At 64.5% G+C, this 13300-nt stretch carries 16 protein-coding genes; 8 read left to right on the forward strand and 8 right to left on the reverse strand.

Annotation, left to right across the window (positions count from 1 at the left end; genetic code table 11):
* Positions 1–21: 21 nt before the first annotated feature.
* The gene (locus J0X25_RS23625) at positions 22–1179 is read right to left on the reverse strand and encodes a FlaD/FlaE family flagellar protein (RefSeq protein ID WP_207290005.1); all 1158 of its coding nucleotides are present in this window, start codon (positions 1177–1179) and stop codon (positions 22–24) included.
* A 466-nt stretch (positions 1180–1645) separates the two neighbouring features.
* On the opposite strand from J0X25_RS23625, the gene J0X25_RS23630 reads away from it, so the two are divergent.
* From J0X25_RS23630 to J0X25_RS23650, 5 genes are all read left to right on the forward strand, one after another.
* Positions 1646–2263, forward strand: coding sequence for an archaellin/type IV pilin N-terminal domain-containing protein (locus tag J0X25_RS23630; protein ID WP_207290855.1), 618 nt, complete (start codon positions 1646–1648; stop codon positions 2261–2263).
* A gap of 1 nt (position 2264) precedes the next feature.
* Entirely contained in the window at positions 2265–2870 is a 606-nt protein-coding gene (locus J0X25_RS23635) for an archaellin/type IV pilin N-terminal domain-containing protein (RefSeq protein ID WP_207290006.1), read from the forward strand.
* A gap of 25 nt (positions 2871–2895) precedes the next feature.
* On the forward strand, positions 2896–3333 hold the full coding sequence (locus tag J0X25_RS23640) for a DUF7500 family protein (protein WP_207290007.1): 438 nt from the start codon (positions 2896–2898) through the stop codon (positions 3331–3333).
* 260 nt (positions 3334–3593) lie between these two features.
* Entirely contained in the window at positions 3594–4322 is a 729-nt protein-coding gene (locus J0X25_RS23645; RefSeq protein WP_207290008.1) for a DUF8159 domain-containing protein, read from the forward strand.
* 93 nt (positions 4323–4415) lie between these two features.
* Positions 4416–4844: a DUF5807 family protein gene (locus J0X25_RS23650; protein WP_207290009.1), complete on the forward strand. Its 429-nt coding sequence runs from the start codon at positions 4416–4418 to the stop codon at positions 4842–4844.
* Between the two features lie 113 nt (positions 4845–4957).
* Here J0X25_RS23650 and J0X25_RS23655 read toward each other — a convergent pair whose 3' ends face one another.
* On the reverse strand, positions 4958–5371 hold the full coding sequence (locus J0X25_RS23655) for a putative toxin-antitoxin system toxin component, PIN family (RefSeq protein WP_207290010.1): 414 nt from the start codon (positions 5369–5371) through the stop codon (positions 4958–4960).
* On the reverse strand, positions 5368–5628 hold the full coding sequence (locus J0X25_RS23660; RefSeq protein ID WP_207290011.1) for an AbrB/MazE/SpoVT family DNA-binding domain-containing protein: 261 nt from the start codon (positions 5626–5628) through the stop codon (positions 5368–5370). The genes J0X25_RS23655 and J0X25_RS23660 overlap by 4 nt, the downstream gene beginning before the upstream one ends.
* A gap of 200 nt (positions 5629–5828) precedes the next feature.
* Here J0X25_RS23660 and J0X25_RS23665 point away from each other — a divergent pair, with 200 nt between their 5' ends.
* Entirely contained in the window at positions 5829–6524 is a 696-nt protein-coding gene (locus J0X25_RS23665) for a hypothetical protein (protein WP_207290012.1), read from the forward strand.
* Positions 6525–6537: 13 nt separating this feature from the next.
* Here the strand turns inward: J0X25_RS23665 and J0X25_RS23670 are convergent, their stop codons facing one another.
* The 3 genes from J0X25_RS23670 to J0X25_RS23680 all read right to left on the reverse strand — a co-directional run bounded on the left by J0X25_RS23670 (position 6538) and on the right by J0X25_RS23680 (position 9899).
* Positions 6538–7803 carry a sensor histidine kinase gene (locus J0X25_RS23670; RefSeq protein WP_207290013.1) on the reverse strand — a complete coding sequence of 422 codons (1266 nt, stop codon included), beginning with the start codon at positions 7801–7803 and terminating at the stop codon, positions 6538–6540.
* A gap of 160 nt (positions 7804–7963) precedes the next feature.
* Positions 7964–9241: a DHH family phosphoesterase gene (locus J0X25_RS23675; RefSeq protein WP_207290014.1), complete on the reverse strand. Its 1278-nt coding sequence runs from the start codon at positions 9239–9241 to the stop codon at positions 7964–7966.
* A 172-nt stretch (positions 9242–9413) separates the two neighbouring features.
* The gene (locus tag J0X25_RS23680) at positions 9414–9899 is read right to left on the reverse strand and encodes a universal stress protein (protein WP_207290015.1); all 486 of its coding nucleotides are present in this window, start codon (positions 9897–9899) and stop codon (positions 9414–9416) included.
* 139 nt (positions 9900–10038) lie between these two features.
* Between J0X25_RS23680 and J0X25_RS23685 the strand changes: the two genes are divergently transcribed.
* Entirely contained in the window at positions 10039–10500 is a 462-nt protein-coding gene (locus J0X25_RS23685) for a universal stress protein (RefSeq protein ID WP_207290016.1), read from the forward strand.
* A gap of 243 nt (positions 10501–10743) precedes the next feature.
* On the opposite strand, the gene J0X25_RS23690 is transcribed toward J0X25_RS23685, so the two are convergent.
* Complete coding sequence (locus J0X25_RS23690; RefSeq protein WP_207290017.1) at positions 10744–11316, reverse strand: GNAT family N-acetyltransferase; 573 nt, start codon at positions 11314–11316, stop codon at positions 10744–10746.
* A gap of 2 nt (positions 11317–11318) precedes the next feature.
* Positions 11319–11687, reverse strand: coding sequence for a universal stress protein (locus tag J0X25_RS23695; RefSeq protein ID WP_207290018.1), 369 nt, complete (start codon positions 11685–11687; stop codon positions 11319–11321).
* Positions 11688–11834: 147 nt separating this feature from the next.
* Here J0X25_RS23695 and J0X25_RS23700 point away from each other — a divergent pair, with 147 nt between their 5' ends.
* A complete protein-coding gene (locus J0X25_RS23700; protein ID WP_207290019.1) occupies positions 11835–13250 on the forward strand; it encodes an ATP-binding protein in 1416 nt (471 codons plus the stop codon).
* The last annotated feature ends 50 nt before the right edge of the window (positions 13251–13300 follow it).

Genomic DNA, 13300 nt, shown 5'->3' on the forward strand with positions numbered 1-13300 from the left:
GTGATCACCTCGGTGGGCCGGTCACGGCCCTCGTTGCGGCGTCGATCGTTCGGGTTCGACTTCGCGTTTCGTCTCGTGGATCTCCTGCAGTTTCATGATGTACGTGTAACTGTCGGCGTGATCCTCGGCGGTCAGTTCCTCCGGCGGCGATCCCGGATCGACGTGAATATCGAGGTCCGGACCGCTGAGGACGCTCTCGAGGTGGTGCTTGACGTCCTTGCTGATCCATCCGATCTCGGCGTAGTAGGAGATCGCCCGCAACGTCGCGGCCGACCCGCCCGTCCGGACGAGCTGGGTGAGCCACTCGAAGACGAGGATATCCGTCGCGTACGTGTCCGCGAGCGTCGCCAGCGTGACGTCGTCCGAATCGTCGTCGGTCGACTCGTCGGAACGGCCGGCAGCCGCGCCATCGGCGCTCGCCGACGCCTCGTCCGGTCCTTCGACGCTGCTAGTTGCCTGCACTTCGACGCGCGTGTCGTCTTCGTCGTCGGTCGCGGTCCCGTCGGCCGCGTCCTCGTCGAACGTGATCGTCTCGCCGCCCGACGACTGCGCCGCGGCAGCGTCTTCGATCACGCCTTTGAGATCGTCGAACGACACCGTCTCGTCGTCGGCCGTCGATTCGGCTCCGCCCCCGGCCTGGAGTCCGAACCCGTCCGTCGCGGTCTCCCGGGCCCCCGCCTCGTCCTCGCCGAAGACGCCGAAGCCGTTCTCCGCCTCGCCTTCGCCGGTGAACGGGTTCACGTCGTCCGTCACCCGATCGTAGACGCCCAGGAGCTGGCGGACCCGTTCGTTCATCTCCTCCATCTGTTCCGCGACCTGTTGCTGGGAGTCCTGTACGGTGCCCAGCTCGTTCTCCTTGTCCTCGAGTTGCTCCTCGAGTTCCTCGATCCGATAGAAGAGGTCGTCGAGGTCGTCCTCGTCGCCCTTCGAGGAGCCGCGGCCGAACAGGCCGCCACCGGCGCTGCCGCCGTCGCTCTCGCCGTCGGACTCGTCGTCACCGTCGTCCGACTCGGTCGAGTCGGCTCCCGAATCCGGATCGGCGGCCGATCCGCCACCGGATTCGCCGGCGAACCCGTCGTTGCTTTGCCGACGCTCCTCGCGCTGGCGGCCGCGACGACCGCCGCTACTGCTGAGGAAGTCTTCGATGAGTTCGCGGAATGTTGCGAGTCCGAAATTCATATGCTCCTACACGAGATCCTGACGCGGCCGGGTGATCACTACGGTCGACTCGAGCGCGGGTATCGGCTCGAGGACGCCGACGAGCGGCGTTTCCCCGGTCACACGTCGCAGACTCATACTACTCCTCAGTAGTGGGCAGGGTCCTAAAGGTGTACCCTCGAGTTCGCCCCGCGTTTCGAGTCGTGAGTCGAGTCTCGATACGCCGACTGAAGTGATACAGAGCTTGATAGTCCGACTATCCGTTGTCATCGACGGGGTGCATCCCCAATACTGTGATGCCATCGAATTCGCCACACGTCGATCCTCGACGGGACACGACCGTTGTCCCGTCGCCACGCCCGCGGAGGGAGCGACGGGCTCGGCCCGTCAGGTCGGCGGTCGGCGTCCGCGACGACGTGGACGACCGGGCGCGTCACACGCGGTGTGACGCGTCGTGGGCGAGCACGGCACGCAGGGTGTACGCATTATGTTCGAAACTATAACAGACAACGACAAACGTGGCCAGGTCGGTATCGGTACCCTCATCGTGTTCATCGCGATGGTCCTGGTTGCGGCGATTGCAGCAGGAGTACTAATCAACACGGCCGGGACGCTTCAGAGCCAGGCATCCAACACTGGCTCCGAGACGCAGGAAGCCGTCGCGAACCAGATCGAAGTCATTCACGCGAGTGGTACAGTCAGCACTGTTGACGTAGATAATGAAACTATAGACGTTGTCGATACAGTCAACCTGACGATCATGAAGTCCGCTGGATCGAACTCGATTGATCTGTCAGCGATGACGATCCAGTATACAAGTGACACGACCGATCAGACACTGACCTACAACGACACTGCGCCCGATAGCCAAAACTTCACGACTAAAAGTGTCGCTGGATCGACCGACAGCTCAACCTCGCTCATCAACACGGATGATCGCGTGAAAGTAACGCTCAATGTTACGGCCCTCGAAAGTAATGGTTTCAACGGACTCAAGGGTGGCTCGAGCGCAACAGTCAAACTCGTCGACCAGTCCGGTGCACAGTTCACGTACGGTGTGAGCGTGCCGTCGACGTTCGGTAACAAGAAGGTCGTCGAGGTCTAACATGTTCGAAGACTTAACTAGCGCGGACGACCGCGGTCAGGTGGGTATCGGTACCCTCATCGTGTTCATCGCGATGGTCCTGGTTGCGGCGATTGCAGCAGGAGTACTAATCAACACGGCCGGGACGCTTCAGAGCCAGGCATCCAACACTGGCTCCGAGACGCAGGAAGCCGTCGCGAACCAGATCGAAGTCATTCACGCGAGTGGTACCGTCAACACTACGGAGGACCCAGACGTTGTCGATACAATCAACCTGACGATCATGAAGTCCGCTGGATCGAATGCGATAGATCTGTCAGCGATGACGATCCAGTATACAAGTGACACGACTGATCAGACACTGACCTACAACCCCGATGCGGCCGATGGTCAGAACTTCACGACTGAAAGTGTCGCTGGATCGACCGCCAGCCCAACCTCGCTCATCAACACGGATGATCGAGTGAAAGTAACGCTCGATGTTGCGACTCTCGAAAGTAATGGTGACAACGGACTTAAGGGTGGCTCGAGCGCAACAGTCAAACTCGTCGACCAGTCCGGTGCACAGTTCACGTACGGTGTGAGTGTGCCATCGACGTTCGGTAACAAGGACGTCGTCGAGGTCTAACCACCACACCACTCACTAACGTATCATGACCCCCGACCCGACGCAGGACGACGGCGTACTCACCCCCGACGAGTTGGAGTTAGACGACGACAACGTCGCCGACCTCGGTGAGAACCGCTATCTCGTTCGCTCGGACGGACCGACCGCTGCCGACGCAGCCACAGGAACTGCCGACGCGACGATCACCGGAAGCGAGGACTCGAGTCACCTCACGCGACTCGAGTCCGAGCCGTCCGACCACGCACGCGAGACACAGCAGTGGCTCGCCGACGCGTCGGAGCCCCACGGGGTCGATATCGCGCTGAAGACCGACGGCGAAATCGCACACCACCGCGCGACGTCACACGACGTCCGCGAGGTGTTCGTGGACCTCCTGACCTGGTACGCCGGCCAACTCGACGACGACATGTCGCCCAGCGAAGCGCTGCAGGTGATGCTGGCCGCGTCCGATCTCGAGGTCTGACGTCCCGTCGACTCGCAGCACACCGAAATACAGGGACCGGCGTGTTTCATTTTTCGAGAACATCGAACGACGAGCGTTCGCACTGTCGTCCATCTCGCGAGCCGATTCGCTCGCGGTGAGGACGACGGAACTGCGAGACGCACCGTAGCTCGATCTCTCGAGACGAATTCGATCTGAACGGGTTTCGTCTCGAGTGACGTCACGACTCAGCGTTCGATATCGTCCGGGTCTTTTTGCGGGTACCGCCGCGACGGAACGGTATGCAACGCGAGTCCTCCCCGTCCCGACGACAGTTCCTCGGCGCGGCCGCCGGAACCGTCGCGACGGTCGCGACCGCCGGCTGCCTCGGATCGCTGGTCGGCGCGTCGTCGACGAACCGTATCGAACCCGAAGAGCCCTCCGAACCCCGGAAGGGGTCACCCGGCGAGTTCTACTACTTCCTCGAGGAGAACGGCATCGAGGTCACGGAACTCCTCGAGGAGGACGACAAACTCTACCTGACCTACCGCTCCGAGGCCGAAACCGTCGAGGAGTCGGACGAGGAAATCATGATCGTCTTCCAGGTGTATCGACAGGCGTTGATTCACCGCGGCTCGTCGATCGAGTTCCTCTACACCGAAATCGCGAACCCGTTCGACGGTCAGGCCCACGGCTGGGGGATCAACTCCACGTGGATCCACGAACTCGACGGCGAGATGCAGGAGGATGGAACGTCCGCTGAGGACCCAGACGACGTCGACGCCGAGAACGAATCGATGGACTCCGACGCCAATGCGAACGACACGACCGGCGACGAGGTCGACATGGCCGAAGTGATGCTCTGGAGCAACATCATGAATTCGAAGGTCTACGGGGACGGCGGCGACGGCGGGAGCGACACTGGACTCGAGAACGGCCGTGACGATGGCACTGAACTCGAGGACGGCGGTGACGACGGCACCGAATCCGAAGACGGCGGGGACAACGGTACCGAACCCGACGAGAGCTAAGCTACCGATACCGTCGGCGAGGGATGGGCGGTCCAGATCCGTTCGCTCCCCGATGACGGGTCCTTTTTCCACCTCGAGCGAGAATCTCGAGCCATGACCGACCGACGCGAGGAGTTTCTGGCCGGCGAGCGGCCCGACGACGTAGCGTTGTTTCTGGCGGACTCGTACGTCTCCGACGACCGCCTCGAGGAGTTCGGCGAGCGCGTCGAGGACGGCGTGTTGATCGTCGTCGACGGCGAGACCGGCCGCAACGCCTTCCAGGCGGCGACGGGGACCCAGGCGATGCAGTTCGCGAAGTCCGCGATGGAACTCGAGGGGATCGTCGACGACGACCTCGCGGGCGGCCAGTGTCCCGAGGCGCCGACCGACGAGGACCACGCGGTCCAGTTCGTCTTCGCCTTCGCCGAGGAACAGAACGAGGACGTCGGCGGGATCTACGCCGACGGCGACGTCGTCCACGCGTACGCGAAGTGTACGTGTGGGACGGCCTATTCGGACAAGTGGAACGTTCCCGAGGTCTGAGTTCGATACTCCTCGATTCGGTTCGTTCGACTGTTGGAGATCGCGTTTCGTCCCGATAACCGCCGAATAGACTCGTTTTGGTGTTTATCGCGGGGATAAGAGAGGTAACTGTGTTACTGGTCAGTCAGACGTTCGTAGAACGAGCGTGGAGTAACGATATCGATCCCGCGAAACGAATCGAGATCGAGCAGGTGTTGGTCGCCAGAGACGAGGTACTCCACGTCGCCCGCGACGGCAGCCTCGAGGAATTTGTCGTCGTCGGGGTCAGCGTCCACTGCCGTAATGTCTTCGTCCGGTTCGACGAACTCGGCGAAATACCGGATCGTTTCGACTTCCTCCTGAACGGCTTCCGCGTCCATCTGGAACCGATCAGGGTACTTGAGCAGGGTGTCTCGAAATTCCGTGAGCGTGGCCACGGAGACGACGATCTGATACTCCCCGTCGAGTCCTGCGACGACGACCTCGTGGGGCGTGCCAGTTGCGATTACCGACGAGATGAGGACGTTCGTGTCGAGGACCGCCCTCATTCATCAGCGCCCCGCGCGTCGTGGACCAGCCGATCGACGTCCTCACTCGAGAGGTCGACGGTTTCAGCGCGTCTCTCGACTCGACTCTGAAACTCCTCGACCGAGGGGAGATCGATCTTCTTCAGAACGAGGCCGTACTCGGTCGGCACGACCATCAGTTTCGTCCCCTTCTCGAGGCCGAACTCCTCGCGCAGTCGGCTCGGGATCGTGATCTGCCCCTTCGAAGTAACCGTCGTCACTTCGGGATCGGTGCTCATTGTGCGTAAGATTTCCTTACGCAGACGCTTGAACCCACCGGTTAGCAGACGGTCCGAGTGAACAGTCAGCGGACGTGTACGAGTCGAAACCGTCAGCAGGACGCAGAGTGCGATGAAATCGCAGTCGCATGAGAGAGCGTCGGACTGGACGAGTAATTAAAGGCGCACGCTTTTGCGACTGAATCGGCTATATTCGGTCGATGAGTTCCGTCGAGACACCGCACGAAACCGGCCGTAGCTTCGGCCTCTCGAGTCGCGAGGCGCGGGTGATCGGCGGCGCGAGCGTCCTGATGGCGATCAACGTCCTGTTGATGTACGGTATCGTGTCGACGCCGCTGGCGCAGGTCAACGAGTACCTGTTCGTGACGCCGATCATCGGTGCGGTCGTCTACGGCGCCGCGATCATGGCCGGCCAGTACGTCGCCGAGCGGGGCGTCAAGGGGGGCGATATGGGAATCGCGTTCGTCGGGATGGTGCTCCTGCAACTCGCGTTCGGGATCTTCGGCGCGGGCGTGCTCCGCTTCGCGCCCCGCGAGAGCCACCTGACGATCCTCGGGACGACCGCCGTCGTCGTCGCCCTGATGACCGCCGGCATCTCAGGCTACGTCTACGCGCGCTCGAAGACGTTCGAGAGCTGGGGTCAGTACGCGACCTACGCGTTCCTGGGCGGCCTCGCCGCGATCCTGATCGGGTCGTTCGTCCAGCCCGTCCTGCTGGCGGGCTTCGTCCTGATCTTCCTCGGTTTCCTGCTCCGACTCGGCTACGAGATCTGGCAGGTGCGGGATCACCGCAACGCGTCCGTCGCGCTTCAGACGATCGGCGTCTACATCGCCGTCGCCGGCGTCTTCGTCCACGTGCTGCAGCTCGTGATGCGATATATGGGTTCGCGGAGCTGAGAAGCAGACGGTTCTAATCGATCGATTGCGAATCCGTTTTCGCTGGAGACGCGACCGCATCGGAAGCGGAAGCGTCCGCCGTCGCCTCGGCAGGCGGGAGCGTGAACGAGAACGTCGATCCCTCGCCGGGTTCGGAGTCGACCCGGATCTCCCCCTCGTGCCGCTCGACGATCCGATGGCAGAGCGCTAATCCGATCCCCGATCCCGGCTGTTCCTCGCTCGAGTGCAGTCGCTCGAAGATTTCGAAGACCCGTTCGGTGTCGTCGGCTGCGATCCCGGACCCCTCGTCGCGGACCGAGATCCGCCACTCGGCTTCCTCGGCTGTTGCCGCGACGCGTATTCGCGGCGGCTCGTCGCCGCTGTACTCGGTCGCGTTCGAGAGGAGGTTCTGGAACACCTGTCGGAGCTGGCTCTCGTCGCCGCGGACGGTGGGCAACGGCTCCCGCGTGAGTTCGGCGTCGGACTCCTCGAGTTTGAACTGCAGGTCGGCGAGCACGTCGTCGAGAACGGCGTCGAGGTCGACGGCGTCGAACGCACCGCCCTGCGTTTCGACTCGCGAGTACTCGAGGAGCGCGTCGATCGTCGCGTCCATTCGCTCGGCGCCGTCGCGGGCGAACGCGAGAAACTCCGCGCCGTCGTCGTCGAACTCGTCGGCGTACCGCTGGTCGATGAGGTCGAGATAGCTCGTCACCATCCGCAGGGGTTCCCGCAGGTCGTGGGAGGCGGCGTAGGCGAACTGCTCGAGCTGTTCGTTCGACGCCTCGAGTTCCGCGACCGTCGCCTCGAGGCGCCGTTCGGTTCGCTTCAGCGTCTCGTTTTGCTCTTCGAGCGCGGCGGCCTGGATGAGCGCCTGCGCCTCGTGGACGCCGATCGCCAGTCCCGCGACGGAACCGATCGCTAAGAAAACGGCCTGGGTCCCGAACGTGAACTGGACCTCGACGCCGGGATGGAGGACGCGAAGACCGACGGCGATTCCCATGACGGTGACGCCGACGACGACCCACAGCAGGATCCGCGGATAGTACGCGGCGTCGATGGACGTCTTCGGCAGCCAGAGCCCGATATACAGCAGCACGATTCCGAAGGAACCGATCAGCAGTAGATCGAGAATCGCTTCCAGCAGGATCCCGCTCCCGGCCATCGTGACGATCGAGTTACCGACTGCGACGAGCACCAAAAGCGCGCCCAGCGCGGAGAGCCCTCGGAGCCAGTTATGCGTCTCTCCCAGCGACGACTCGAGAATCGCGTCAAACCCGGATTCGATGGACTCCCCAACCATTACCGGTCATTTTGACGGCTTCGCCGTTCAGGTTACCTTTTTAGTATACAACCTATTTAAGTATCCAGTCAGGATCGCTGCCAATCACAGCCCGTAGATACCGCTGGTCGTCCGCCCGTCACGGGTTCGAGCAAACGGCCGCCGCCGCTATCGCTTCGAGTCAGTCGTCGCCGTCCTCGCTCCCGTCCGCGACGACCTCGCGGAACGCGTCGAGGATGACCTGCTTCGTCACGGCGCCCCGCGAGGTCCAGTGGGTCGCGAAGTCGAGCATGTCGTCGTAGATGTCGGGCTTGCAGCCGGCGGCTTTGGGGTGTCCGCCGCCGTTGACCTTGCCCGCGACCTCGTGGCACCGATCGAATTCGTCCGTTCCGCGGATCGAGGCGGAGCCGGCGGGTTTGACGACCACCGAGGCGTCGGCGCCCCGTTCGCGCATCCCCTCGGCGACCTCGTTCTGCGAACAACGGCCGTAGGTGACGCCGACCGTGTAGCCGCCGATCTCGCGGAACTCCGCGCGACCCAGCGCCTGATCGATCAGCGCCTGCTTCTCCTCGCGGCGCTCGGCGAGGAACTCCCGAACCCATTCGGGCAGGTCGACGCCGTACTCGCGGACCACTTCGACGTACTCCGCGGGGTCTGTCCAGTAGGCGTAATCCGCCAGATCGTCGCTGCGCGGGTCCTCGCGCAGCCAGAGGTCGTGATCGCGAGTGACGGCGGCCAGTTCCTCGTACATCGGCGAGAAGTCGTACTCGAGCGAGCGGTAGACTACGTCGGCGGAACACTCCTCGTCGGAGTCGCCGACGACGAGGTCGACGCCGGCGTCCCGAACGGACTGGGCGACCTCGTCGTTCCACTGGTGGTGGTCGTACCACGAGACGCGGTCGGCGGTCTCGAGCGCCGCCTCGAGCTCCTCCTCGACGTATTCGTACTTGTCGGGCGCGAGGTCACAAACGTAGAGGTCGATTCCCTCGTCACCGAACTCGGCGACGCGGGCCAGCGCGTCCTCGACGTCGTGGGGGCTGGCGGGGAGCAGCGCCACCTCGTGGGGCGTGGGTTCGGGCTCCTCGAGCGGGTCGACGGCCTCCGCCGCGAGCCCCGCGGCGACCGCATCGGCGTCGGCGTCGTCGACTGCATCGGCCGCGTCGGTGGCTTCGATCGGCGTATCGGCCTCGTCTCCGTCGCTCTCGTCGTCCTCGTCCGCAGCGTCCGGCTCCGGGACGTTCCGCACGTCGTCGTAGGCCTCCCGGAGCAGGGCCACGCAGGCCAGTCCGTCCGCGTCGGGATCGGCGACGACGGCGACCTCGGCCCCCTCGAGGGCGGCCGCGGCCTGCTCGTCCTCGACGTCTTCCTCGAGCGTGTCGGGCAGGAAGAAGCCGGTTCCCGGCAGCACGGACTTGCGGGCGATCGACAGATCGCCGCTATCGATGAGTTCCTCGTCCATGGGGGCGACTGCGTGACCGATCCGGAAGTAGTCGCCGGTCTCGGCCCTCGAGTCGGCTCCTCCCCGTCGCGACGCGGACGGGAGTGGGCGGGCTCGGACGGGGTGGGCGTACTCGGATAGGAGTGGTCGGGCACGGACGGGAGTGGTCGGACTCGGACGGGAGTGGCCGCCCTCAGACGGAACTGGTCGCGTCGGCGGCAGCGTCGTCCGCCGGGGCAGCGTCGTCGGTGGTCTCGAGTTGTCGCACCGTCAGCACGGGGACGGGCGAGGTCCGCACGATGCGTTCGGCGACGCTGCCCAGCAGGAGGCGGTTCTCGCCGTGGCGGCCGCGGGTGCCGGTCGCGATCAGGTCGGCGTCGATCTCGCGGGCGTACTCGCAGATCTCGCCCGCCGGTCGGCCCTCCCGGACGGCGGTGTCGATCTCGAGGCCCTCGTCGGCCCGCTCCTCGACGGTCGCGAGCGCGGCGTCGGCGGTGGTCTCGAGCGCGGTACGGAGTTCGTCCCGGAGCTGCTGGGGAGAGGCGTCGACCTCGCTGGCGTCGACGACCGAGAGGGCGTGCACCTCGGCGTCGAACCGGTCCGCGAGGTCGAGCGCGACGTCGACGGCCCGCTTGACGCTCTCCGAGCCGTCGGTGGCGACCACGACCGTATCGAACATGCGCGACGGTTCACGCCGAGACGGCTTAAACACCGGCGGCTCAGCCTCTGCGCGAAGGGGCGTCGGATTCGGGCTTTCTCAGATCCCTGGCGGACGGCCGTGGGATGGCTTTTTTGCGACGGGCGACACACCACCGCGTATGGTCGCCAGTGAGCCGGTTACCGTCGACACGGTCCTCGCGCCGGTCGACGGGAGCGAGGAGTCCGCCACCGCCGTCGAGTACGCCGTCGCCGTCGCCGACCGGTACGACGCCTCGGTCCACGCCCTGTACGTGCTCGGGCGGGGCGTCGTGCAGGGGATGAACGCCGGGACGCTCGAGGAAGATACCGTCGCGGAGGACACGCAGGGCTTCTTCGCGGACGTCGGCACGATCGCGGACGAGGCGGGCGTGTCGCTCGTGACCTCCGTCGACGACGGCTTCTCCCAGACGCGCAAGACGCGCCACCCCGGGAACGTCGTCCTCGACACCGCCGACGCCATCGACGCCGACTTCATCGTGCTGCCCAGAGAACCCGTCACCGAGACCGCCTCGGCCGAGGTGCTCGAGAAGGTCGCCGAGTACGTGCTTTCCTACGCGAGCCAACCCGTACTTTCGGTCTGATTCCGCGCTGTAAACGGATCCAGAGACTCGAGGAAGGCAGAAGCGAAGACAGTTCCTGCTATCGTGGACACTAGGGAATGCCACGCCCTCCCCAGCCGATTCGCTCTCTCGCTACGCTCGGTCGCTCATCCCTCGCGCGCTGTCATCGGCCGACCTCGTTTTCACTCGGCCGGCCGACAGCGCGCGCCACCGCGATGCCGGTTCCAAGGATTCGGTGACGGAGAAGGGAGCCACTCCGGTCGATCAGTTCGAGTCCGACAGCCGAATCGCCATCTCCTGTTCGAAGCTCTCGGTGCCGGTCGACTCGAAGCCGACCCGCTCGTAGAGGGCGATCGCCGGGTTGTTCCAGCGCTCGACGGTCAGCCAGACGCGTTCGATCCCGACGTCGGCCGCGTGGCCCAGCAGGTGCTCGAGCAGTTGCGTCCCGATCCCGGCCCGCTGGTAGTCCTGCAGGACGAAGATCGCGAGTTCCCACTCGATGTCGGCGTTGTCCTCGATCGCCGACGGGTCCTCGGTGTCGGGGACGAGCATCGCGTGACCGACGGCGGACTCGTCGTGATAAGCGACGACGTTGACGCTGTCGCCGCCGATCGTCTCGAGCCAGTTGCGGATGCGGTCTTCGCCGGTCGGGGGGATCCCCTGGGCCCGGTCCTCGGGACTGAACTGGACGTACATCTCGACGACGTCCTCGAGGGCGTCGTCGAACGCCTCGAGGGCCCGGATCTCGATCGAGCGCCCCTCCCGGTCCTCCCGGGTCGTCGGCGGCGAGGGGAACGGTCCGGACGGCTCGTCCGGATACTGTCGCGTTCCGACCATGGTTATCGCACCAGTTTGACGGTCGTCGGGGCGTTCAGCAGGACGAACTCGGTGATCGGCCCCAGCTGAATCTTTCCCATCGGGCTCAGGGTTCCGCCCCCGATGACCAGTTGATCGAACTCGCCTTGTTCGGCGTAGTCGACCAGCGCGCTCCCGGGGTCGCCCTCGAGCGTGACGGTCTCCGCCTCGACGTCGCCCTCCGAGAGCAGTTCGGCCGCTTTCGTCCGCATTTCCTCCTGCGAGCGTTTGGATTCGGGTTTCTCGACGATGGCGACGGTGAGGTCGTCGCCGACTTCGCGCGTGCGATCGATCGTCTGCCGGAGCGTTTTGAGCGATTCGTCGCTCCCGACGAGACCCACTAACACGTTCATACGCATGCATGTGTACCGATAGACGAAAACGATTGTGCCGTTGACCGGTCCCGAACGGGTACTCGCCGTCGAGTCGTGGGGGCGAGTCCCACGCAGACGTTGCGCAGGACGACGACGTTAAGAACGTGTGGTGAGTACGTTGACCGAATGAGTGATGCGGCGCTCGATGTCGTGGAGTTCCTGCTCACGACGAGCATATATTCGGACGACAGGACGCTGGACGAGAACGATCTGCCGCCGTCGTACCGCCGCGTGTTCTGGACCGGCGGCGTCGAGGACGACGGCGACGGCGGCTCGGAGCGAAAACCGGCCGGCATCAGTCGCCCGCTCTCGGTGACGACCGGGACGGCCCGCGAGGCGACCGAAGTCGACCGCCCCTGGGAGGCCGTCTCGGATCTGATGTTCACCGAGCGCGACGAGTTCTCGGGGACGATCACCCTCGCCCAGCAGGAGATGGCCGAGCAGTGGTTCGCCGAGCGCGTCGACGACGAGCGACTGCGCGAGAACCCGACGCTGGCGAAACACTTCACGAACCACGAGGAGTTCGGCGAGCAGTTCGACGTCACCCACGAGGAAGCGCGGGAGGCGAACCGACCGATTCAGGCCGACCGGGTCTGGATCGACGGCCTGCTCGAGGAGTACTTCGACGAGGAGGACGACGAGGAGATGCTCGACCTCGTCGAGGTCCGCGCGCCCGAGGAGGTCGAGATGTCCCTCGACGACCTCGTGCTCACCGAGGATCAGGAGAACGAACTCGACAAGATCGCGAAGGCGATCGAACACCGCGACTACCTCTCGAACATCGGCCTGCGCGAGATCGGCAAACTGCTGTTCGTCGGGCCGCCGGGCACCGGGAAGACCTCGACCGCGCAGGCGCTGGCCCAGGACATGGATCTGCCCTTCGTCGAGGTCAAACTCTCGATGATCACGAGCCAGTACTTAGGCGAGACGGCCAAAAACGTCGACAAGACCTTCGAGGTCGCCAAGCGGCTCTCGCCGTGCATTCTCTTTATCGACGAGTTCGACTTCGTCGCCAAGACCCGCAGCAGCGACGAACACGCCGCCTTGAAGCGGGCGGTCAACACCCTGCTCAAGAGCATCGACAACATCTCGCTCATCGAGGACGACGTCCTGCTGATCGGCGCGACGAACCACCCCGATCAACTGGACGACGCCGCCTGGCGGCGCTTCGACGAGATCATCAACTTCCCCAAACCCGACCACGGCATGCGGGCTGACATCCTCGACGTCATCACCCGGCGCATGGAGATCGACGAGTTCGATCCACAGCTCGTCGCCGAGGTCACCGAGGGGCTGACCGGCAGCGACCTCCGGATGGTGCTCCGGGAGGCCGTCCTCGAGGCGCTGACCGAGGACCGGACGACGCTGACCCAGCAGGATCTCCTCAACGCCGTCGAGGAGTTCGAGGAGCGGGACACGCTGAAGAACATGGACATGATGGGCGGCGACCACGACGCGCTGGTCGCGGGCGGTGATCTCGGGAAGGCCAGTGACGGGGGAGAGCCGAGCGGCCACGACCACGACCACGACCACGATCACTGACGCGGGTCGAACCGCGGGCGTCCGAGCGAAACTGTCATCCGTCGGCCCGG

Source organism: Haloterrigena alkaliphila, from assembly GCF_017352155.2.
Taxonomy (GTDB): Archaea; Halobacteriota; Halobacteria; order Halobacteriales; family Natrialbaceae; genus Haloterrigena; species Haloterrigena alkaliphila.